The sequence below is a fragment of the Streptomyces litmocidini genome (assembly GCF_014649755.1).
Taxonomy (GTDB): domain Bacteria; phylum Actinomycetota; class Actinomycetes; order Streptomycetales; family Streptomycetaceae; genus Streptomyces; species Streptomyces litmocidini.
This window is the reverse complement of the sequence record NZ_BMTQ01000003.1, coordinates 579,411-601,814: the sequence shown is the minus strand read 5'-3', so window position 1 is coordinate 601,814 and position 22,404 is coordinate 579,411. Positions and strand designations below refer to the sequence as shown.

General features: G+C 71.4%; 19 protein-coding genes. 7 read left to right on the top strand and 12 right to left on the bottom strand.

Features of this window, described 5'->3' with window-relative positions:
• Nucleotides 1-27: 27 nt before the first annotated feature.
• The 8 genes from IE180_RS09195 to IE180_RS09160 all read right to left on the bottom strand — a co-directional run bounded on the left by IE180_RS09195 (nt 28) and on the right by IE180_RS09160 (nt 10,027).
• A complete protein-coding gene (locus IE180_RS09195) occupies nt 28-1,584 on the bottom strand; it encodes a long-chain-fatty-acid--CoA ligase (RefSeq protein ID WP_190156280.1) in 1,557 nt (518 codons plus the stop codon).
• Nucleotides 1,585-1,683: 99 nt separating this feature from the next.
• On the bottom strand, nt 1,684-2,835 hold the full coding sequence (locus IE180_RS09190) for an aspartate aminotransferase family protein (protein WP_229860383.1): 1,152 nt from the start codon (nt 2,833-2,835) through the stop codon (nt 1,684-1,686).
• 122 nt (nt 2,836-2,957) lie between these two features.
• The gene (locus tag IE180_RS09185) at nt 2,958-4,073 is read right to left on the bottom strand and encodes a Zn-dependent alcohol dehydrogenase (RefSeq protein WP_190156278.1); all 1,116 of its coding nucleotides are present in this window, start codon (nt 4,071-4,073) and stop codon (nt 2,958-2,960) included.
• A 29-nt stretch (nt 4,074-4,102) separates the two neighbouring features.
• On the bottom strand, nt 4,103-5,461 hold the full coding sequence (locus IE180_RS09180) for an NAD-dependent succinate-semialdehyde dehydrogenase (RefSeq protein ID WP_190156277.1): 1,359 nt from the start codon (nt 5,459-5,461) through the stop codon (nt 4,103-4,105).
• Between the two features lie 26 nt (nt 5,462-5,487).
• Entirely contained in the window at nt 5,488-6,192 is a 705-nt protein-coding gene (locus IE180_RS09175; protein ID WP_190156276.1) for a transporter, read from the bottom strand.
• Entirely contained in the window at nt 6,189-7,583 is a 1,395-nt protein-coding gene (locus IE180_RS09170) for a flavin monoamine oxidase family protein (protein ID WP_190156275.1), read from the bottom strand. Before IE180_RS09170 ends, IE180_RS09175 begins: the two co-directional genes overlap by 4 nt.
• Complete coding sequence (locus tag IE180_RS09165) at nt 7,567-8,502, bottom strand: alpha/beta fold hydrolase (protein ID WP_229860382.1); 936 nt, start codon at nt 8,500-8,502, stop codon at nt 7,567-7,569. Before IE180_RS09165 ends, IE180_RS09170 begins: the two co-directional genes overlap by 17 nt.
• A complete protein-coding gene (locus IE180_RS09160) occupies nt 8,495-10,027 on the bottom strand; it encodes a flavin-containing monooxygenase (RefSeq protein WP_190156274.1) in 1,533 nt (510 codons plus the stop codon). The genes IE180_RS09165 and IE180_RS09160 overlap by 8 nt, the downstream gene beginning before the upstream one ends.
• A 646-nt stretch (nt 10,028-10,673) precedes the next feature.
• On the opposite strand from IE180_RS09160, the gene IE180_RS09155 reads away from it, so the two are divergent.
• Nucleotides 10,674-12,161, top strand: a complete 1,488-nt coding sequence (locus IE180_RS09155; protein ID WP_190156273.1) for an APC family permease — start codon at nt 10,674-10,676, stop codon at nt 12,159-12,161.
• On the opposite strand, the gene IE180_RS09150 is transcribed toward IE180_RS09155, so the two are convergent.
• On the bottom strand, nt 12,158-12,766 hold the full coding sequence (locus tag IE180_RS09150) for a helix-turn-helix transcriptional regulator (protein WP_190156272.1): 609 nt from the start codon (nt 12,764-12,766) through the stop codon (nt 12,158-12,160). The genes IE180_RS09155 and IE180_RS09150 overlap by 4 nt on opposite strands.
• Nucleotides 12,767-13,258: 492 nt before the next feature.
• On the opposite strand from IE180_RS09150, the gene IE180_RS37130 reads away from it, so the two are divergent.
• Nucleotides 13,259-13,384 (top strand): hypothetical protein, encoded by a 126-nt coding sequence (locus IE180_RS37130; protein WP_268255440.1) that lies wholly within the window; start codon nt 13,259-13,261, stop codon nt 13,382-13,384.
• 51 nt (nt 13,385-13,435) lie between these two features.
• The gene (locus tag IE180_RS09145; RefSeq protein ID WP_190156271.1) at nt 13,436-14,671 is read left to right on the top strand and encodes a PucR family transcriptional regulator; all 1,236 of its coding nucleotides are present in this window, start codon (nt 13,436-13,438) and stop codon (nt 14,669-14,671) included.
• A 7-nt stretch (nt 14,672-14,678) separates the two neighbouring features.
• Here the strand turns inward: IE180_RS09145 and IE180_RS09140 are convergent, their stop codons facing one another.
• From IE180_RS09140 to IE180_RS09130, 3 genes are all read right to left on the bottom strand, one after another.
• A complete protein-coding gene (locus tag IE180_RS09140) occupies nt 14,679-15,827 on the bottom strand; it encodes an MFS transporter (protein WP_229860380.1) in 1,149 nt (382 codons plus the stop codon).
• A 526-nt stretch (nt 15,828-16,353) separates the two neighbouring features.
• Entirely contained in the window at nt 16,354-16,896 is a 543-nt protein-coding gene (locus IE180_RS09135) for a hypothetical protein (RefSeq protein WP_190156269.1), read from the bottom strand.
• 194 nt (nt 16,897-17,090) lie between these two features.
• Nucleotides 17,091-17,321: a metal ABC transporter permease gene (locus IE180_RS09130; protein ID WP_190156382.1), complete on the bottom strand. Its 231-nt coding sequence runs from the start codon at nt 17,319-17,321 to the stop codon at nt 17,091-17,093.
• 30 nt (nt 17,322-17,351) lie between these two features.
• On the opposite strand from IE180_RS09130, the gene IE180_RS09125 reads away from it, so the two are divergent.
• The 4 genes from IE180_RS09125 (at nt 17,352) to IE180_RS09110 (ending at nt 22,370) form a co-directional block, all read left to right on the top strand.
• Nucleotides 17,352-17,546 carry a hypothetical protein gene (locus IE180_RS09125; RefSeq protein WP_229860379.1) on the top strand — a complete coding sequence of 65 codons (195 nt, stop codon included), beginning with the start codon at nt 17,352-17,354 and terminating at the stop codon, nt 17,544-17,546.
• Between the two features lie 118 nt (nt 17,547-17,664).
• A complete protein-coding gene (locus IE180_RS09120; RefSeq protein ID WP_190156268.1) occupies nt 17,665-20,514 on the top strand; it encodes a helix-turn-helix transcriptional regulator in 2,850 nt (949 codons plus the stop codon).
• 172 nt (nt 20,515-20,686) lie between these two features.
• Nucleotides 20,687-21,559, top strand: a complete 873-nt coding sequence (locus IE180_RS09115) for an NAD-dependent epimerase/dehydratase family protein (RefSeq protein ID WP_190156267.1) — start codon at nt 20,687-20,689, stop codon at nt 21,557-21,559.
• Complete coding sequence (locus tag IE180_RS09110; protein ID WP_190156266.1) at nt 21,552-22,370, top strand: MBL fold metallo-hydrolase; 819 nt, start codon at nt 21,552-21,554, stop codon at nt 22,368-22,370. Before IE180_RS09115 ends, IE180_RS09110 begins: the two co-directional genes overlap by 8 nt.
• The last annotated feature ends 34 nt before the right edge of the window (nt 22,371-22,404 follow it).

Here is a 22,404-nt window from a genome sequence, read left to right as displayed (position 1 = left end):
CCCGTATGAATGCGCTTGTCGTGCCGGTCACGCGAGTTCGCGCTTGAGGATCTTTCCGGTGGACGTCATCGGCAGCGTTTCGACGATCTCCACGATGCGCGGGTACTTGTAGCCGGCCATCTGCTCCTTGCCCCAGGCGATCAGCTCGTCGGGGCGGGCCTCGGCGCCGCGGTCGAGGATGACGAACGCCTTGATCTCCTCGCCGTGGCTCTCGTGCGGCACGCCGACGACCGCGGCCAGGCTGATCGCGGGGTGCGTCATCAGGACCTCCTCGATCTCGCGCGGGTAGACGTTGAAGCCGCCGCGGATGATCAGGTCCTTCGCCCGGTCGACGATGTAGTAGAAGCCGTCCTTGTCCCTGCGGGCCAGGTCGCCGGTGCGGAACCAGCCGTCCCTGACCGCGTCGGCGGTGTCCTCGGGGCGGCCGTGGTAGCCCTTCATCACGTTGTGGCCCCTGACCGCGATCTCCCCGACGGCGCCGCCCGTGCCGTCGTCCTCGACCTCCGACCAGTCCGGCTTGACGAGCTTGACCTCGACGCCCCAGATCGGCACGCCGATCGACCCGGGCCGGGGCTCCCGCGCCGGATCGCTGAAGGTCACCGCCGGTGAGGTCTCGGAGAGGCCGTAGCCCTCCAGGACCTGGACGCCCAGCCGCTCCCCGACCTGTCTGATGAGCTCCGCGGGGAGCGAGGCACCGCCGGAGACACCGGCGCGCAGGTTCCTCGCGATCCTTTCGACGTCGACGTCGTCGGTGAGCGCCTGCAACAGTCCCCACCACATGGTGGGGACGCCCGCGAAGAAGGTGATCTCCTCCCGCTGCATCAGGGACACCGCCTGCCGGGCGTCGAACCGTGGCAGCAGCACCAGGGTGCTCGCCGTCGAGAAGCCGGCGTTCATCTGCACGGTCGCGCCGAAGGAGTGGAACAGCGGCAGCACGACCAGATGGGTGTCCAGGGCCAGCCGGTTCTCCAACAGCCGGTTGCACGCGAGGGCGTTGAGGACCAGGTTGGCGTGGGTGAGTTCGGCGCCCTTCGCCTGTCCCGTCGTACCGCTCGTGTAGAGGAGCACGGCCGGGTCGTCCCCCGAGGTCCCGATGCTGTCGAACGTCGTCGCCGTGCCCCGCAGCGCGGCGCCCATGGTCTCGACGCCCTCGATCGGGCTTTCCGCCGAGGGGTCGGCGGTGATGAGGAAGAAGTGCTCGCAGCCCGGGGCCTCGGTGAACCCGGCGTGTCCCTCCGCGCCCATCGGCAGACCCGCGTCGCCCTCGAAGCAGAAGTACGCCTTCGCCTCCGAGTCGGCGAGGTGGTAGGCGACCTCCCGGCCCTTGAGCAGGATGTTGAGGGGCACGACGACGGCGCCGGCCTTGAGGATCCCGTAGTAGACGATCGGGAACCAGGGCAGGTTCGGACAACTGAGCGCGACCTTGTCGCCGGGCCAGATGCCGCGGTCGACCAGCAGGTTGGCGATCCGGTTCGCGGCGGCGTCGACCTGGGCGTAGGTGAGGCGCGTCGGGCCGAGGACCACCGCGTCCCGGTTCGGGTGCGTGCGGGCGGAGTCCTCGAGCAGGACCGAGAGGTTCAGCATGGTGTCTTCCGGGGTGGTGGACCGGGCCAGGCCGCGGGGAACGGGACATGCGGCCTGGCCCGGGGTGGGTGGGGCGTTATACGTGGCTCGGTGCGGACGTCACAGCTTCCGCAGGAGCCGGTCGAGGGCCTCGGCCGTCGCCTCGATGTCGGCGGTGGTGTGCGCCGTGCTGAGGAAGACCTTGCCGGACGGCATGAACAGGAAGCCCTGCCGCAGCATCCCTTCGAGGATCGTGGTCCAGATCCCGCCGGTTCCGTGGAGCCCGGTGGCCCCGCCGGCGGGGACGTACTGGAGGAGCGAGCCGACCCGGTTGAAGCGGCCGAAGTCGGGAGACGAGCCGAGCACGCCACCGACGAGGGCCTCGAACTCGGACGAGGTCCGTTCGAGCAGCTCGTAGACCGCGGGATCGGCCAGGACGCGCATCGTCGCCTCGACGGCCGCCAGTGCGATCGGGTTGGCGTTGAAGGTTCCGGCATGGACGACGCCGGCCGTCACCTGATCGACCAGCTCCGCCCGGCCGACGACGGCGCTCTGGGTGAAACCGCCGGCCATCGCCTTCCCGAAGACGGACAGGTCGGGGAGCACGCCGTACTTCTCGGCCGCCCCGCCCCGTGCGATCCGGAACCCGGCGATCACCTCGTCGAAGACGAGGACGACGCCGTGCCGGTCGCAGAGGGTCCGCAGCGTGGACAGGAACTGCGGTGTGGGTGCTTCGACGCCGGCGTTGCTCATCACCGGGTCGACGAGCACGGCCGCGATGTCGCGCTCGACGGACTCGCTCAGCAGGCGTTCGGCCAGCTGGACGTCGTTGAAGCGCGCCACGACCAGGTCGTCAAGGACGCTGGTCGACTGCCCCGGCCCGCCGGGAGCCGCGGGGCGGCCGCAGTCGTCCTCGGACATCCCGGCGTACACGGTGTCGTGCCAGCCGTGGTAGCTCTTGGCGAACTTGAGGACACGGCGCCGCCCGGTGGCGGCCCGCGCGAGGCGCAGCGCCACCTGCACCGCTTCGGTCCCCGTGTTGCTCCACAGCAGTCGCTCACCGTGCGGCACGGCCTCGAGGACCGCTTCCGCCGCGAGGTATTCGAGCCGGTGGCCGGTGCCGACGACCTGCATCTTCTTCGCGACCTCGGACACCGCGGAAACCACCCGCGGGTCACCGTGACCGAGGACGAGCGGGCCCCAGGCCATCACGTAGTCGATGTACCGGTCGCCGTCCAGGTCCCAGACGTGCGCGCCCCGTGCTTCTTGCACGAAGAGCGGATGGGGAGGCATCGCGGCGCGCAGGCCCGACCCCACACCCCCGCCGACGCTGCGGCGGGCTCGCTCGAAGGCCGAGCGTGATGATTCCAGGGCCATGGGATTGCCCCCGCCTTTCAGTACGTGATCACCGAACGGATGCCGATGCCGCGCTTCATCTGGTCGAACGCCTCGTTGACGTCCTTCAGATCGATCACGCGCGTCACGAGGGAGTCGAGATCGATGCGGTCGTTCATGTAGTGGTCGATCAGCATGGGGAAGTCGGAATCCGGCTTGCTGGAGCCGTAGTTCGAGCCGATCAGCGAAAGCTCCTGATCGGACATGACGAAGGGGTCGATGGAGATCCTCACGCCGTCCGCCACCTGCCCGGCGACCACCGCCGTGCCGCCTCGGGCCAGGACCTCGTAGGCCGACTCGATGGTGCGGGGCAGCCCGATGGCCTCGATGGCGATCTCCACGCCGCGTCCGTCGGTGAGCCGGCGCACCCTGTCGGCGAAGTCCTCGCGGGCGTTGTTGATCAGGTCGGTCGCGCCGAAGACGCGTGCCTGCTCGAGCTTCTCGTCGGAGATGTCCGCGGCGATGATCTTCCGGGCGCCGGCGAGCCGGGCACCCTGGATCGCGTTCAGCCCGACGCCGCCGCAGCCGAGGACCAGCACGGTGTCGCTCGGACGCACCTTGGCGGTGTTGACGGCCGCGCCGACGCCGGTCGTGACGGCGCATCCGACCAGGGCCGACTGTTCGAACGGGGCGTCGTCCCGGATGGCGATCGCGGCTGATTCGGGCACGAGGGTGTACTGGCCGAACGTTCCGAGGCCGGCGAAGCTGTAGACGTCGCCCTCGTCCGCGGACGTGATCCGGGTCCGGCCGTCGAACGACAGGTGGTTCGCCGAGTGCCGGCTGACCATGTCGCACAGGACGGGCCTGCCGCTGATGCAATAGCGGCAGCGGCGGCACGAAGGCGTCCACGACAGCACGACGTGGTCGCCCTTCTTCAGTGTCGTGACGCCTTCGCCGACGCTCTCGACGATCCCGGCCCCTTCATGGCCGAGGACCATCGGCGAAGGCACCTCCCATTCGCCCACGAGCACGTGGAGGTCGCTGTGACACACCCCGCTCGCTTTGAGCCGCACGAGCACCTCGCCGGGCGGAGGCGTCGAGGGGAGGGTCACTCTTTCGATGGTCAGCGGTTCGTTCGGCGTCCTGAAGACGGCGGCGTCGAATTCGACGGTCATGACGGGTTCCCTTCTGTGCGCTGTGGCGATCAGGTCCGAGCGGTGCGGATGAGCTTCTTGTTGGCGAACTCGTCGATTCCGCCCCGGCCCAGTTCGCGGCCGAAACCGGACCGCTTGACCCCGCCGAAGGGCAGTTCCGCGCCTTCGAGGCCGACGCCGTTGACGAAGACCATGCCGGCGTCGATCCTGTCGGCGACGCGCAGCGCCTGCTCGGCGTCCGTCGTGAACACGTAGGAGCCCAGCCCGTACGGGGTCTCGTTCGCCAGCTCGACGGCCTCGTCCTCGGATCCGACGCGGTAGACGGTCGCGACGGGGCCGAAGAGCTCCTCGGCGGCCGACGGCGACGTCGGCGAGACGCCCGTCAGGACGCCGGGCGGGAAGTACGCCCCTTCGCGCTGTCGAGCGGAGACGAAGGTCGCCCCGTCAGCGACGGCTCGCTCGACCTGTTCCTCGACGTACTCGGCGGCGGCGACCGAGGAGAGCGGCGCCAGCCCGTCGGTCAGGGCGAGCACCTTCTCGGTGAACCTGTCGAGGAAGGCGTCGTAGACGTCGTCGGCGACGATGAAGCGCTTCCCGGCGTTGCACGCCTGCCCGGCGTTCTCGAACCGGGTCTCGACCGCCGCCTGGACCGTGGCGTCGAGGTCCTGGGTCGACAGCACGATGAAGGGGTCGGAGCCGCCCAGTTCGAGCACCACCTTCTTGAGGTTGCGCCCGGCCTTCTCGGCTACCTCCGCGCCGGCCCGCTCCGAACCGGTGAAGGAGACGCCCTGCACCCTGGGGTCCGCAATGACGCGGCCGATCTGCTCGCCGGTGGCGTGGACGTTGACGTAGCAGCCCTGGGGGAAGCCCGCGTCCGTGAACAGCTGCTGGAGCGCCTCGGACGACTCCGGACACTGCGACGCGTGCTTGAGCACGATGGTGTTGCCCAGCGCGAGGTTGGGCGCGGCGAACCGGGCCACCTGGTAGTACGGGTAGTTCCAGGGCATGATCCCCAGCAGCACGCCGACCGGCTGGCGACGGACGAAAGCGGTGCCCTCCCCCTCGAGGAGCTCGATCGGCTCGTCGGTGAGGAACTTCTCCGCGTTCTCGGCGTAGTACCGGTAGATCGAGGCGCTGAACTCGACCTCCGCGACGGCCTCGTCCACCGGCTTGCCCATCTCCCGGTGGATGATCTCGGCGAGCTGCGCGCTGCGCTCGTCGTGGAGGGCGGCGACGGTGTTCAGCAGCTGGGCGCGCTGTTCCACGGAGGTCTGCCCCGACCACTGCGCGTAGGACTCCGCCGCCGCGTCGACCGCCCCCTCGACGGCCTCGTCCGTCGCGGTGGGGTACTCCTTGACCAGCTTGCCGCTGGCGGGGTCCACCACCGCGTACACGTGCCTCTTCGCCATGCTGACTCCTTCTTCGTTCTCGGGGTTCATGCGAGGGTTTCGGTTGCGCGGGCCGGAGCCGCGTCCAAGGTCGCGTTGCGCTCGTGCAGCGCGCGGTAGGCGCGGAAGTAGACGAATCCCTGGGTGCCCCACGTCGCGAGCGCGGCGGTGTAGAAGATCGTGCGGTTCGCGTCGTCGAACGGCAGGGGGAAGAAGTCGTAGGTGATCGCGATGGTGGTCCCGGCGGCCGTGACCAGTCCCGTCCAGATCGCCGGCCACCTCGCGCCCGCGTCCCAGAGCCGCTTGACGAAGTACCCGAGGAAGACCGCCGTGAGGAGATTGACGACGACGTAGAACACGGCGACCCAGAACGCGCTGCCGCCGGTGTGGAGATCCGCGCCGTGGAACGGCCGGAGGAACAGACCGGCCACGACCGCCACTCCGAACACGGCGACGTCGACGCCGACGCTCGGCTTGTAGCGGTGGGTGACCTTCATCAGGCCCATGATCAGGATGAGCGTGATGCCGACCGACCGGGAGAACGCGTCGAAGAAGTACGCGATGGCGTACATGGGGCTGCCGCTGTCACCACTGAGCAGCGACCAGAGCAGGAAGTTGCTGCCCGACGTCGCGACGACCATCAATTCGAGACCGAGGAGGTAGTTGCCGTACCGGCGGATGAACTTCCAGCCGTAGAAGTAGCCGACGAAGATCATCCACAGGTCGGCCAGCAGGAACAGCGCCTCTCTCATCGAGACGCCCCCTCTCGGACGTCGCGGGACAGGAGGGCGACGACGCGCTCGGCGGTGCGCTGGCCCGTCAGGACCGCGCCGTTCATGGTGCCGGCCCATTCGCCGGCGGTCTCGGTGCCGGCCCAGTGGACGCGCCCGTGGGGCTCGGTCAGCGCCTTGCCGTAGCTCACCGTCGCGTGGGGGCCGGCGGCAGGGTGGGGGCCGCCCGGAGCGAACGGTTCCGATCCCCAGCAGTGGTCCAGGTAGTCGATCGGGGTGCGGGCCTGCGGACCGTAGAGGTCGACGAGCTGCTGGACGACCAGGTCGCGTCGGGTCTCGGGGTCGAAGCCGTCGAAGACGCGGGGGTCGCAGAAGGTCATCAGGACGCCCGGTCCGCCGGGGGCGGGCGACACGTCGAAGGTGATGAACACGGTTCCGGTGTCGGTCACCGCCTCGCCGGAGAGCCCGTCGGTCCGCCAGAACGGCTTCTCGTAGGCCACGAAGGCCTTGCTCAGCACGCCCATGCGCCAGGTGCGCGCGAGCCCTTCGGCCTGCTCGGGCAGAGCGGGGTCGAACGCGATGGCGGCGCGGTGCTCCGGCGCGGCCGTGACGATCGCGTACCCGGCGCGGATCTCGCCGGAGTCGGTGTGGACGGTGACGCCGTCGTCGTCCTGCGTGATGCGGCGCACCGGTGTCTCCAGGCGCACGCGGTCGCCGAGCCGCTCCGCCACCCGCTTGGCGATCTCCTGGGTGGTTTCGACGAACCGGTCCTCGTTCGCTCCGCCCTCGACGTCCAGCATGTGGTCGAGCCCACCCGCCGCACGGATGTAGCGCAGTACGTGCAGCAGGGAGACGTCTCCCGGGGTGCAGCCCCACTGCACCTTGCTGATGATGGTCATCAGCGCACGGGTGCTGGGCAGCGCGTTCTTCCGGTCGAGCCACTCGCCGAACGAGACGGCGTCGAGCCGGCCCGCCCCGGGCGTCTCCCACGGGGCGTTCACGTCGATGGTCGCGACCAGCTTGTTCACCGCCGCCTGCATGCGGGCCATGTCCACCAGGGTCGCGGGGGAGACCTTGGGAATGGTGCCGCTGTAGGTGCGGCGCCGGCCGGCCAGCCACAGCACGTTGCGACCCTGGTCGAACTGGCCGGTCGTGGTACACCCCATCCGGTTCGCGAGGTCCCGGATGGCGGTGTGGCGTCGTGCCACCCACGTCGCTCCGAGGTCGACCTTCACGCCTGCCACCTCGCCGGAGCGCGATCGTCCTCCGACCCGGTCGCGGCCTTCCACGACCAGGACGGACCGCCCCGTGCTCACCAGTCGCTCGGCGGCGCTCAGGCCGGCGAAGCCGGCACCGACGACGACGACGTCGACCGTGGTGTCCCCGGAGCCGGGCTTACGAGATCCGGACATGGTTTCCTCCTTCGCCCACGCGGGCCGCGTGCTGCGCGATGTACTCGGTGACGGGGCCGACGAGGGCCTCGGGGATGTGGTGGCCCATGCCGGGGATGACCACGTGCTGGGCCGAGCGGATCGCCCGGACGGTCGCGGCGCCGCCGCTCGGGTCGACCAGCAGGTCCCGGTCGCCGTTGATGACCAGCGTCGGGGCCGTGATCCTGCCCAACTGGGCCGTCCGGTCGCCGGAGCGCTGGATCGCCTGGACCTGGCGCGCCACGCCGGCCGCCGGATCACCGGCGCTGCGATCCCACCCGTGAGCAGCCAGGGCCGCCTCGGCGGCGTCGTCGATGGGGTATCCCGCTCCGGCGATGTGCCTGGTGAGCCGCAGGTGGGCACGGACCGCCGCGGTCCTGGTCCTCGCCGGTGGGGAGGCGAGGAGCCGGATCGTCGACAGGGCCGGCTGTCCCACCTTCTTCGCCCCGGTGGTCGAGTAGAGGGACGTGAGCGACAGGACGCGCTCGGGCGCCGTGGCCGCGATCGTCTGCGCGATCATCCCGCCCATCGACCGCCCCACCAGGTGCACCCGCGGGATCCCGAGGTGGTCGAGCACACCGACGGCGTCCTGGGCCATGTCGGCCAGCGCGTACGCGTCGCCGCGCGGGCGCGCCGCGACCTGCCGCCAGAGCGCGGGAGGGGGCGCGGCGACGAACGTCGACTGGCCGACGTCACGGTTGTCGAACGCGACGACCCGGAAGCCGCGGGCGACGAGCGAGTCGGAGAACGAGTCGGTCCAGAAGGTGAGGTCCTCGCCCATGCCGGCGACGAGCAGGATGACGGGGTCGGCCTTGTCGCCGTGGTCCCGGAAGCAGATCGTCATTCCGGACGGCAGGGTCGCGTACTGGTCGACGCCCTCGGCGCCGCTCGTCTCAGGCACGGGCCGCTCGCCTCCCGGTCCGCTGCGCGGCCGGCCGGCCGGTGCCGAACTCGAGGTTCTCGTCGGCCACCGGTCCGCGCAGGGCCTTGGCGTCCTCGGGGTAGGACATCGCCATCCGCCAGGGCTTCTCGGGGCCCTGCTTGGGCATGAGCTTCTCGCCGCGCTTGGCGTACCCGGCCTGGAGGTCCATGACGGGCCTGCGCGGCGTCCCCGACGGTGCGACCGGAACCACCGTGTCGTATCCGTGGGCGTCCATGTGCCTGACCAGGTCGATGAAGTAGCGACACATCAGGCTCACCTTGAGCGTCCAGGACGAGGTGGTGTAACCGATCGCCATCGCCCAGTTCGGGATCCCGCTCAGCAGCATTCCGCGGTAACAGAGCGCGTCCGCCAGGTCGACCTTGCGTCCGTCGACCACGATGGGCATGCCGTCGAAGAGCTGCAGGTTCAGCCCCGTCGCGGTGACGATGATGTCGGCTTCCAGCTCCTCGCCCGACGCCAGGACGATGCCGCGCTTGCTGAACCGCGCCACGGAGTCGGTGACGACGGAGGCCCTGCCCTCCTTGATCGTGTCGAAGAAGTCGCCGTTCGGCGCCACGCACAGCCGCTGGTCCCACGGGTCGTACGGCGGGTTGAAGTGCTTGTCGACGTCGAATCCCTTGGGAAGGCGCTTGACGTTCTCGCGCCGGATCAGCGCTCGCCCGGTCTTGGGGAAGGTCCGCAGGCCCTTCACGACGGCGTGTTCGGTCCAGATGTTCTTGAACCGCGTCACGGCGTACCCGCGCTCTTCCCCGAGCAGCTTCGTGAGCGCCAGGGCGACCTTGTCGACACGGGGGAGCGCCATGACGTAGGTGGGGGTGCGCTGCAGCATCGTCACGTGCCGGGCGGCGCCCGCCCCGGTGGCCATGGCCGGCACCAGCGTGATCGCGGTCGCGCCGCTGCCGATGACGACGACCTTCTTGCCGCTGTAGTCGAGGCCCTCGGGCCAGTGCTGCGGGTGGACGACCAGGCCCTCGTAGTCGTCGCGCCCCGGGAACTCCGGGGAGAAACCCTGGTCGTACCGGTAGTAGCCGGTGGCGGCGAAGACCCAGCCCGCGCGGATCGTCTTGGTCCGGGTCTCTCCCGTGGCGGGGTCCGGCGTCTGGACGGTGAGGGTCCACCTCGAGTCCTCCGAGGACCATTCCGAGCTGACGACCCGGTGACGGAGCCTGATGCGGCGCTCCAGGTCGTTCTCCTCGACCGCTTCCTGGAGGTATCCCTTGATGAGGGGGGCGTCGGCGATCGCGGCTTCGTGGCGCCACGGCTTGAACTCGTAACCGAAGGTGTGGAGGTCGGAGTCCGAGCGGATGCCGGGATAGCGGAAGAGGTCCCAGGTGCCACCGATGTTGTCGCGGGCCTCCAGCACGACGAGCGACTTGTCGATGAGCTCTCGGCTGAAATAGGCGGCCGCGCCGATTCCGGAGATTCCCGCTCCGATGATCACCACGTCGAACTCCTCGACGGCGTCCAACACCTCAGCTGTCATGGCGTTTCCTCGCTGTTCATGTGGCTGGTGGCTTCACTTTCTCCAGCCACGCCCGTCGGCGAGAACGACAGCGGGCACCTGCTTCGCTCGGGTCCGGTGCACGGTGCACAGGCGAGTCGCACCGCTGCTCTCCTCCGGTTGTCGACGGCCGGGCGCCGCCTGGGCCGAGGTCTCGCAGGCTCTTCGGGAAGCGGAGCGGCCGGCCGCCTTGCCGACGACCTTGTGGTGACACCACCGGCGTGATAGAGGTTTGCCGCCGCGGTTTAGTAGCACTAAACGCCTTGTCGTGGCCCCGCTGCCCCGGGACGCTCGGCAGGGTGCCCCCGGGTAACCAAACGGGCGTCATGGGTTACGGCGCGGACGCGGTGCGCGGAGAACCTGTGCACCCGCCGGCGGACGGACACGTCGCATCACGGCGCGCCTCTGTCGAAGTCCGGCCTCGGTCCGACCGCGGGGGAGGCCGAGGCGGCTCGCAGCCGTGGAGATGTCGCCGGTCGCCATGGCCGGGAGCCGGCCGACGGGGCGGCCGCGGGCGACGACTGCCGGATCGCCGGTGAGCGGGAACGGCGAGCAGCCGGCTCCCGCTCGGGACGATCCATCCAACCATGACGAGCCGGCACCGGCCGTGAGCTGAAAGGTGGTCGACATGACCGACCTCTCCAAGACAGGGCACGTCGAAGCACCCAGCGGTGAAGCGGGATCGGGCGACCCGCTCGACCGCGGGCTCGGCGTACCGCAGATCGTGTTCATGGTCCTCGCCGCGGCGGCGCCGCTCGGGCTGGTGGCCGGTGGGGTGCCGCTCGCCTTCGCCGTGAGCGGCAGCCCGGGCATGCCGCTGTACTTCGCGCTGTCCACCGTGATGCTGCTGGTCTTCGCGGTCGGCTTCACGCTGATGGCCGGACGGGTACGCGACGCGGGCGCCTTCTACGCCTACGTCCAGGCGGGGCTGGGCCGGATACCCGGCCTCTCGGCCGCGACCCTCGCGCTCTTCTCCTACACGCTGCTCCTCGTCGGGGTGAACGCCTACGTCGGCGTCGCGACGAGCAACGTCATCGAGCGGTACGCCGACGTCAACTCCCCCTGGTGGGTGTGGGCGTTCGTCTCGCTGGGCATCATCGCTTTCCTCGGCCATCGCGACATCGAGCTGAGTGCCAAGGTGCTCGGTGTCGTGCTGGTGCTGGAATCCCTGCTGCTCCTGGTCATGGACCTCGGCATCGTGGGCCACGGCGGCGCCCACGGCCTGACGGCCGAGCCGTTGTCGCCTTCGATCGTGGGGAACGGCTCCCTGGGCCTCGGCGTGATGTTCGCCTTCTTCGGGTTCATCGGCTTCGAGGCGACGGCCGTGTTCCGCAACGAGGCCAAGGACCCCGACGTCACGGTCCCGCGGGCGACGTACGTCGCGATCCTGGTGATCGGGATCTTCTACTCGTTCACCGTGTGGGCGGTCGTGGTGGGTGTCGGGGTCGACTCCGTGACCGGCGCCGCGAAGGCCGATCCCGAGGGCCTCGTCCTCAAGCTGGCGCAGAGCTACGTCGGGTCCGTCTGGGCCGACGTGATGCAGCTGCTCCTGATCACCAGTCAGTTCGCGTGCGTGCTGGCCTTCCACAACGTCGTGACGCGCTACCAGTTCTCGCTGTCCCGGGCCGGCACCCTTCCGGCGTCGCTGGGCGTCGTCCACCCCCGGCACCGCGCGCCGTCATCGTCCTCGGCCGTCGCCTCGGCGGTCGCGTTCGTCACCACGCTCGTCGTCGTCGCGCTCGACCTCGATCCGATCGGGGACCTCTACGCCTGGTTCTCCGGCGCCGCCACCCTCGGCATCGTCCTGCTGATGGCGGCCACCAGCCTCGCGGTGATCGGCTTCTTCCGGCGCGCCGACGAGCGGCAGTCGGTGTGGGCCACGGTCGTGGCCCCGGCCGTGGCCTTCCTCGGCCTGGCCTGCGTGGTCTACCTGACGGTCGCCAACTTCCCGCTCCTCGTCGGCACCACAGAAGGCGCGTGGGTGATCGGCGGCTTCGTCGCCCTCTCGGCCGTGGTGGGCGCGGTGCAGGCCCTCGTCCTGCGGTCGGCCCGACCGGCCGTCTACGAGCGGCTCCAGGCCGTGTCCTCCGGCCGAAGTCCGAAGGACGCGGTTTAGACCGGTCCTCGCGCGCCGCGCGGCAGGGGAGGCGACAGGACCCACAGGACTTCGCTGACCGTCGTACCCGGATTGTCGAACTGGTGAAGCGTCCGACCGGAGAACGAGGTGGACACGCCGGCCGACAGCATCCGGGTCTCGCCCCCGACGATCAGACGGGTCGAGCCGCTCAGTCCCGTCGCGAAGATCGTGGCGGTGTCGAGCCGATAGGGGCCACCCGTGCCCCCGCCCGGCTCGATCACCGAGCGGAAGACCTGGAACGCCGTGGTGTCGGCAGGCGTGAGCAGGTACTCGGTCACGCCTTCACCGCCCATGTCGATCCGGCTTCCGCTCTCCACGACCTGCTCGTCCGGGTGGGTGAACAGCTCGCCGACCCCGATCCGCAGCACGTCGCAGACGCGCAACAACGTCGGGACGGACACGTTGGTGAGACCACGCTCCAACTGGCTCAGGAAGCCCTTGGTGACCTCCGCCCGGTGTGCGACTTCAGTCAACGACAACCCGCGGCTGAGCCTGATCGCCCTCAGCTGCGCGCCTGTGGACGCTTCGTGAGCAGGGGGGTTCTTGGCCGCTCCGCCTGCTCTCCCGTTGCTTTCGATGGACATCGTGTGCTCACCGCCCGTCCAGAGGTCGAGGTCGTGTGCCCGTCGGGTGACAGGCCGACTCGGACGAGCCCCCTCCGTGACACGAGGCTAAGGCATGCGCGTCACGGGGGGCCGGTGCCCTTCGGGGGGCGACGCCGCCGGACTCTTGCAGCGCCACCGGCAGCGTGGTAAACCTGCCGCCGGTTTGGTAGCACTAAACACCCTCCGCTTTTGGAGCCCCATGCGCGCGGTTGTTCTCCGAGGCCCTGCCACGCCCGTCGAGGCGGCGGACACGACGCGCCGCCGCACCACCACCCGGGCGTCTCGTCGTGGGCCGAAGAGATCGTGATCCCCGCCGGCGACGCCAACGAGGTCCACGAGGACGCCCTCTTCGAAGAGGGCCGCACAGGTGCCGGAGGACATCGCCGCTGGACGGCAGTCGCGTCAACCGCCCGTCCCCCGAGCCCGAAACCCCGTATGCCTCCGGCATGCCTCACTCACGAAGAAGGAACCATGACCCGCATCGTCGACGACGCCGGCAACGGCATTTTCCGGTCCGCGACGGCCGCCTTTCCGGCGCGGTCCAGGACGACGTCCGCACAGCGCCAGGACGCGCTGCTCGCCTTCATCTGTCAGTGACACGGCATGTCGGGAGCGTCGGCTCCTCAGGACCGGAGGGACACTTAAGACATGGAAGAGCTGTGGCCCCCGCCCTCCCGCGAGGTCGCTGATGCGATCAGGTCACTGTGCCAGCGCCTGCTGACGGAAACGGACGCCCTGGTCGACGCCTTCGCGGAGCCCTCTCTCGTGGCCCAGAACGATCCTGCCCTCCTCGCGGACGCCTCGCTGGTCGAGGAGGACCGCGAACTCAACCGCTCCGACATCGCCCAATGGCTGACCGCGAACATCCAGCAACCGGGACGGCGGGTGGAGCCCTACGTCGGCCCGAGGACCACGGCGTACATCCACGATCTCGTCTCCCGCGGCATCGCGCCCGACTTCGCCGTCGCCTGGCGCGTGGCCCTGGGGATCGGCTGGCGGCGATGGCTGGAGGAATGCGTGGCGCACTGCGCCGACCCCGCCCTTCTCGTGGGGGTCCTGGACGTGTCGGGGAAGTCGCTGGTGCAGTACGCCCTCGACTCGGTCGTGGCCCTGCGCGAAGCCGGCCTCGCCGCGGCGATGGGCAATACGGACGCCGAGGGGATCGCACTGATCCAGCTGATCGCCAGCGGGGCACCGATGGCGGAAGACCTGGCCGAGGGGCGCCTGCGCTACCGGATGGGGCGGTGGCACGTGAGCCTCGTCCTGTGGATCGATGATCCTCAGCTGGCCGATGCCCTGGACGAGGCGGTCCCGGCCGTGCGCTCCGCCGCCGGGGGCCGGAGCGCCCTGGTGGCGCGTGCCAGTGCCACGTCGCGGTGGATCTGGCTCTCGGGGGAGGTCGTTCCGGACCTCCATCATGTGGAGAAAGCCCTCGCGGCGACCGACCGGGTCCGTGTGGCGGTGGGAAGGCCGGGACGTGGGCTCGAAGGATTCCGGTCCAGCCACCAGGACGCCCTCGCGGCGCAGGCGCTGGTCACCCGGCTCGGGTCCGACCGGCGCCTCACCGCCTACGCCGACGTCGAGCTGATCGACGCGCTCACGAAGGACCGTGCCGGCGCACGTCGGTTCGTCATCAATACGCTCGGGGCGTTGGCCGAAGCCGACACGGCACTACGACAGGCACTCCTCACCTACGTGCAGTGCGGCTTCAACACCACGCGGGCGGCTGCCCACCTCTACGCGCACCGGAACACCGTCGAGCGGCGGGTCTCGCGTGCCAACGAGCTCTCGGCCGTCAAGGTGGAGCACAATCCGACCCATGTGGCGGCCGCGCTCCTGCTGCTGGATCTCGCGCCCGACATCGCTGCGCCCGATCCCGGCTGAGCCCACCTCACGGGGCCGTGGTGTCGAGCCTCCTGAACCAGTGGAGTGCCGGGAGGGCGAGCAGGGTGGCGGCTGACAGGACCGCGAACGCGATCGCGGGGCGGGTGACGAGCAGCCCGACGGCCGCCGCCAGCAGCACTCCTCCCAGATTGCCCGCCATCCAGATGAGGCCGGCCGCCGTGCTCTCGGCCTCGGGCGCGTGCCGCTCGCTCAGGGAGAGCACGATGGGAAGAGCGGGCAGCAGCACGAAGCCCGTCCCGAGGAGCATGAGGAAGGCCATGGGCGCGCTCGGGACCAGGACGAGATGGAGGCAGGCCCCGGCAGTGAGAGCGATCGCGGCACCCATGACCTGAATCTCGCGGCCGCGTCGGTCCGCCCAGACGGGCACGACGGCGCAGCCGATCACACCGGCGATCATGGTCAGCGCGAGGATCAGACCGGCGGTGGATTCCGAAACCCCCGCCGGCGCCAACAGCGGTTGCACGAACGTCGCGAGGGCGATGAACGTGCCCATCGGGATGGTGACGGCCACGCACAGACGTCGTACGTAGCGGTTGCCGAGTGCCGCGCGAAAGGACCGCAGTCCACTGGGCGCGGGTGCGGACTCGGGGCGCGCCCGTGGCGGGAAGCGAAGTGCCGCGACGAGACACAGCCCGGCGTCCAGGGCGATCAGGGCGGTGATGAGGGTGAGGGTGCGGATGTGGTTCTCGCCGGGGAGGAACGCGCCCAGCAGGTAGCCCAGGACCATGCCGGCGAACGTGGCGGAGGACGCGGCGGCGATTCCCGTGGCGCGGTGCTTATCGGCGAGGTAGCCCACGGCGAGACCCGGTATGGCGTTCAGGACGAAGGGCTGCCCCGCAGCGGCGACGGCCTGTCCGATGAACGCCCAGGTGAAGTCGTCGGCGACCAGCCTCAGGAACGCCCCTGTCGCGGTGAGCACCGCGCCGACCACGAGGGCCGGACGGAGGAACCGGTCGAGCGCGATGCCGGCGGGGACGGCGAGGACGACGTAGATCAGCGGGAAGATCTGGGACAGCCAGCCGATCTCGCCGATGGAGACGCCGAAGTGCCGCGCGGCGTCCTCCGTCACGGGCGCGTAGTTGACGAAGAGCGCCTGGGTCGCGGCCGCCAGGAGTCCGTAGGCGAGGAAGACCACCCACCGGCTCTTCGCGTGCTGCTCGACGCGCGGCGCAGCCGCCGTCGCGGCTGCGCGTGCGTTCTCGTCCGCACTCCCGGGCAGTGCGTGACGACCGGGCGATTCGCCGCGCCTCCGGGTGCTGCGTCGGATCATGACCGTGGCGACTGCGCCCACACCTACGGCGGCGGCTCCGCGCGCTCGTCGCTGAGCGGTCGTCAACTCCGGCATCTCGTTGTCCTTGTCGGTCGACGGTGGTGCTCCACTGTCGCGATCCGGACCGTCCTTGGGTACGACACACTGCACCCGGGTTCGCGTCGCCCTGTGCACTTGGCACTACCGGCGCGGGCTCTGGCGTCGCCGCGCCGGTCTCCGCTCCCGGCTCCGTACGGCCGCTCCGCGACCCGTTCGGTCCTGAAGGGCGCCGGGCCGCGTGTCAGCCGGCCTCGTCGCGCCCTGGTCCCGCGGTTCGAGCCCGGCGGGAACGTGGTCTTCACGGCGGGGGTCCGACCGGCGCCATCGACCTCGGCGAGGGGAACCTGCCGTTCTACGACCGCCCGGCCGAGGGCATGATCGTCACCACGGAGCAGAGCTGGTCGGCCCAGGGCGTCACGTGAGGCCGACTGCTCCACGGCCTCGCGCTCGCGCCCGGCGAGAGCACCAAGGCCGCGGTCGTCGACCGGCAGCGCAGCACCAGGGCCACCGGCACCGAGACGACGGCCGAGGCCGACACGCTGTCCGGCACCACCGACCAGAACCGGTCGATCAGCGAGGTCGCGAACGCGATCGCCCGTGAAGAGCAGTACGGCACGTCCCAGGCGAACCATGCGAGCAGATCGTCCGGCTCCGGCGGCAGCATCGGCGTCTCGATCTTCGGCATGGGCGGCGGCTCCCGGAGCGAGTCGTCGAACCCGGGCTTCGCCACCGCGGTGTCACGCTCCAGCGGCGTGAAGTCGGTCGCGGACGAGGCGATGCAGCGCATCAGCGCGCGGACCCAGCAGCTGGCGACCGCGACCCGCAGCCGGAACATGACGGTCGTGCGCGAGACGTCGCAGTCGGAGAAGGACCAGGTCGTCACCCGCGTCGCCACCGACTACGACCACATGCACGCGATGTCGGTGCAGTACTACGAAGTCGTCCAGGTCTACAGCGTGACGACCAGGGCGACCAAGCTGGAACGCTGTCTGTTCATCCCGCTGCAGGAGCTCGCCGTCACCCACACCAGCCTGCAGCGGTACAAGGAGGTGCTCGCCTCGGTCGCGCCGGCCGAATGGGCGGCGAAGGTCAGGGCCGCGAACCCCGTTCGACACCACCGTGCGCAAGCTCGACGCCTGCACGGCGCCGGAAACGCCGCAGGGCCAGGACGACGGCGACCGGTACGGCCCCGATGCCGGCCACCCGCCGGACGCCGGCCGCGTCGACGGCGAGGACCTGGCCGGACAGGAAGGACGACAGGTCGGTCGTCCAGCCGTCGCGCGTGGAGACCAGGACGAGGCCGAGGGCGAAGGCGCGCACGCCGGCGACGCTCCGGACCGGTACGAGGAGATGTACGAGCGACAGCGCGAGGTCCGCTCCTCCCGCCGCATCCGGGTCGAGCGCGGCATCGCCCGTCCGAAGAACCGGCGGGCCCCGGCCCGCCACCTCGGCCGCCGCGAGCACATCAGCGACGTGGTCCAGGCCGTCACCGGCCTGTTCTCCCACCGGCAGACCGCGGACCCGGGCCCTCGACGACAGAGGTGAGCACCAGGCCCCGCAGGGCCCACGGCCGTGGAACCCGTGACGCCGTGGGACTCGTGACATCGTCAGCCACGCCCATCGTGGAAGGTGAGGTGTCTGGAAGAAGAGGAGGAGACCGCCGATGACCGACGCGGTCCTGGCAGGTGCCGCCGACCGGGGGCCCGCCGATCTCAGCGGCCGGAACGACGAACGGGAAGCCCTCGACGGGCTCTTGGGAGGAGCCCGGGCGGGCCGGGGCGGAGCCGTGGTGCTCCTTGGAGAAGCGGGGTCGGGCAAGACGGCGCTGCTCGACCGGTGCGCCTCGGCGGCAGCGGGCGAAGCACGGCTGCTGCGGTGCACGGGCGTCCAGTCGGAGGCGGCGCTGCCGTACGCCGGTCTGCAGGTCCTCCTCCGGGGCGTCCTGGACCGGGTGGGCGGCTTGCCGGAGCGCCAGGCGAAGGCGCTGCGCGGGGCGGTCGCCCTGGACGGCCCGTCCGTCGGTGACCGCTTTCTGGTCGGAGCCGCGACGCTGGGCCTGCTCGACGAGCTGGCCGAGGAACGTTCGGTCGTGGTGCTGGTCGACGACGCGCACTGGCTGGACCTGGAGACCGTGGACGTGCTGCTGTTCGCGGCTCGTCGGCTCGGGGAGGGGCGGGTGGCCATGGTGTTCGCCGCGCACGAGGAGTCGGCGGCCTTCGACGGTGCACCGGGCGTGCCGGTTCTGCGCCTCGGGGCGCTGACCGATGAGGAGGGAGCCGCTCTCCTCGCCGGCCGGGCCCCCGATCTGCAGGCCGCCGTGCGCAGCCGCATCCTCGGGCTCGCGCAGGGCAATCCGCTCGCCCTGGTCGAGCTCGTCGGGGCCCTGACAGCTGCACAGCGGGAGGGGAGCGAACCGCTGGACACGCGGGAGATCGCCGTGTTGCCGGCCTCGTGGCGGGTGCGGCGCATCTTCGACGAGGGGATCCGGGCGCTCCCCGCGCCGACCCGGCTGCTGCTGACGGTCGCCGCGGCCGACGACACCGGTGACGTGGCGTTGGTGGTCGCGGCGGGGGACCGGTTGGGCGCGGTCGTCGGGGACTTCGATCCGGCGGAGGCGGCGGGCCTGGTGAGGGTGGCCGGGCAACAGCTGGTGTTCCGGCATCCGCTGGTGCGGGCGGCCGCGTACCAGGGGGCGCTGTTGGCCGAGCGGACGGCCGCGCACCGGGCGCTCGCCGAAGCCGCTTCGGCAGCCGGGGACGTGAGCCGCAGGGCCTGGCACCTGGCCGCGGCGACCGTCGGCTACGACGAGGTGGTCGCGGCCGAACTGGAGCGCAGCGCCAAGCTGTTCCGCTCGCGTGGCGGCCAGGCCGCGGTCGCCGCCGCCTATCGGCGGGCCGCGCGGCTGACCGAGGACCGGGAGACCCGGTCGATGCGGCTTGTCGCGGGGGCGGCCGCCGCGGCCGAGGCCGGACAGGCGGAGCTCGCGGAGGCCCTCGCCGACGAAGCGGGGCCGGTGAGCAGCCCGTCGGCGGTCGCCCGGATCGCCAGCGTCCGGGCGGCGCTCGAACACCGGCGGGGCCGCGCGGAGTCGGCGCGGCTGCTGCTCGTCGAGGCGGCTTCCCAGGTGACGGTCCACTGTCCCGCCAGGGGGGCGTGGCTGCTGTTCGAGTCGGCCGCGATGGCCTGGGACGTGCCGGATCCGGTCGTGGCGGCCCTGGACACCCGAGAGCGGGTGGCCGGTCTGGACTTCGGCGGACACCCCGTGCACCGGGGCGCGGCCGGGGTGCTCGACACGCTGGCGGGTGATCCGGCGGCCGGGGCGGCGGCGATACGGGAGTTCGCCCGGTACGTGGTGCGGACCAGGCAGGAGCGCAGCCTGATCGATCAGGTGCGACTGCACGGCTGGGACATGCTGCTCGGCGAGTACCGCTCGGTGCACGAGGAGGCCGTGGTCCTGGAGCGGGAGTGTCGTACGGAGGGCGCCGTGGGGGTGCTGGCACGGGTGCTGCTGCGGTTGGCGCGGCTGCGGCTGTTCCTGGGGCGGCACCGGGACTCGTACACGACGGCGGTCGAGGGCCTGGAGATCGCTTGCGACACGGGCCAGCGCCATCTCGCCACGATGTTCAGCGGCGTCCTGGCGGTGCTGGCCGCGCTCGAAGGGGAGGAGCCGGACGGCACGGAGGGGACGGGCGGCACGGAGGGACCGGGCGGGGCCGAAGGACGAGGCAGCGGGGACCGGCGGGATTCCGCCGGGCAGGCCGGCAGACACCCGCGCCCCGGTGTCGCGCCGATCACGATCTGGCTGACCAGGGCGCAGGGCCTGCTCGACCTCGGGCTCGGACGCTACGACCGGGCGCTGCAGCGTTTCGCCGCATTGACCGGCGGGCCGCACCGGCACCTCATGGTCTCCGTGCACAGCCTGCCCGACCAGGTGGAGGCCGCCGTCCGGACGGGCCGGGCCGCCGACGCCGGGGCGGCCGCCGAGCGGTTCACGCGCTGGGCCGGGGCCACCGGGACCGCGTGGGCAGGGGCGGTGGAGCTGCGCTGCCGCGCCCTGCTCGCCGCCGACGACGCGGGGGCGGAGGAGCTCTACGAGCGGGCGCTCGCTGCCCACGAGGGGGACGGCCGCCCGTTCGAGGAGGCGCGCACCCGGTTGCTGTACGGGGAGTGGCTGCGCCGTGCCCGGCGCCGTGCCGCCGCCCGGGAGGCGCTGACCGTGGCGCTGGAGTCGTTCGAGCGGATGAGGGCGGCCGCGTGGGCGGGCCGGGCCCGTACGGAACTACGGGCCGCCGGTGCCGCCCCGACCGCTCCGGCGGCGGGCGCGGACCTCGTCGACCGGCTGACCGCACAGGAACTGAGGATCGTCCGGCTCGCGGCGACGGGCCTGAGCAACCGCGACATCGGCGCGCGCCTGTTCCTGAGCCCGCGCACGGTCGGCTACCACCTGTCCAACGCCTACCCGAAGCTCGGCGTGGCCTCGCGGGCCGCACTGGGAGCGCTCGACCTGGACTGACGTCCGCTCGCCCCGTCGCCCCGTCGCCCCGTCGCCCCGGCCGACCCGGGTCACCGCTTCGGCCTCGTCACGCATGAACACCGGTACGGCACCCGGTCATTCGACGGATCCGCGGATCCGGGCGCGTTTCGTACGGTTCTCCTGTTCGAGGAACGTCCGCATGGGAGGGTTCATGAAGGTCCTGATACTCGGTGCCACCGGCTACATCGGCTCCGCGGTGGTGTCGCGACTGACGCTGGAGGGCCACGACGTGGTGCCCCTCGTCAAGGACGCGGCGGCCCTGTCCCCGGACGCGCCGGTTCGGGTCGGCGATCTGACCGACCCGGCGTCGCTGCGCGCGGCGGTGACGGACGACGTGGACGCGGTGGTGAACCTGGCCACGCCGACCGGCGACGAGGCGGTCGACGCCGCCGCCCTGGAGGCGCTGCTCGCACCGCTGCGCGGCACGGGCCGGGCATTCGTCTACACCAGCGGCGTGTGGGTGCTCGGCGCCACCGGGGACGCCGCGCTGACCGAGGACGCCGGCACCGACCCGATCGCGATCGTCGGCTACCGGCCGCGGATCGAGCAGCGGGTGCTGGCCGGTGCCGGGGACGACGTGCGGGCCGTGGTGATACGCCCGGGCATCGCGTACGGCCGTGACGGCGGCATTCCCGCCCTGATGACAGGCTGGGCCCGCGAGCACGGCACGGGTCGCTACGTGGGTCCGGTCACGACCCGCTGGCCGATGGTGCACGTCGACGACCTCGCCGAGCTCTACGTCCTCGCCCTGACCAAGGGGCAGCCCGGTGACCTCCTGCACGGTGTGGCGTGGGAGTCCGTCCCGGCGGCCGCGATCGCGGCCGCCGCCGACATCGCCGCGGGCGGCACCGGCCGGGCCGAGCCGTGGCCGCGCGCGGAAGCCGCCGAGGCGCTCGGGGAGCCGTTCGCCGAGGCGCTCGCGCTCGACCAGGTGGTGTCGGGACGGCGCGCCGTCGAGGAACTGGGCTGGCGGCCGAGCCGCCCGTCCGTCCTCGCCGAGCTCGCCGGAGGCACCCGTGGCTGACGTCACCGCGCCCCCGATCTGCCGCACCTGCGGCACCCAGTACGCCGCCCCGCGCCAGGACTGTCCGGTCTGCCTGGACGAGCGGCAGTACGTGGGTCCGGACGGCCAGCGGTGGACGACGTCGGCCGAGCTGCGCGAAGAGGGCCACACCGGCCGCTTCGAGGAGCAGGGCCCCGGCGTGCTCGGCATCGGCGTCACCCCCCAGTTCGCCATCGGCCAGCGGGCCCTGCTGCTGCGTACCGCCGCCGGAAACGTCCTCTGGGACTGCACCCCCTACCTCGACGACACCATGGTCCGGGCCGTCGAGGAACTCGGCGGCATCGACCACATCGCCATCAGCCACCCCCACTTCTACTCCTCGATGGTGGAGTGGGCCCACGCCTTCGACGCCCCGGTCCACCTCCACGAGGCCGACCGCCAATGGGTGGGCCGCCCGGACCCGGCCGTGCGCTTCTGGAGCGGGCGCACCCTCCAGCTCACCGACGAACTCACCCTGATCAACCCGGGCGTGCACTTCCCCGGCAGTGCGGTCCTGCACTGGAGCGCGGGCGACGGCGCTCTCTTCACCGGCGACGTGGTCAACGTGTGTCCGGACAACCGCTGGGTCACCCTCATGTACAGCTATGCCAACCACATCCCGGAGCGCCCGCAGGCGGTCCGGGCGGCCGCGGACCTGCTCGCCGGCTACCGCTTCGAGCGGATCTACGGCGCCTGGTGGCACCGGGTCGTCACCTCCCACGGCAACGAGGTCCTGGCCCGGTCCGTCGAACGCTACCTCCGCTTCGCCCGGGGCACGGCCCCGGGCGACTGACGCGCCCACCGCACCGCTGCCCCTCCCCGCCGTG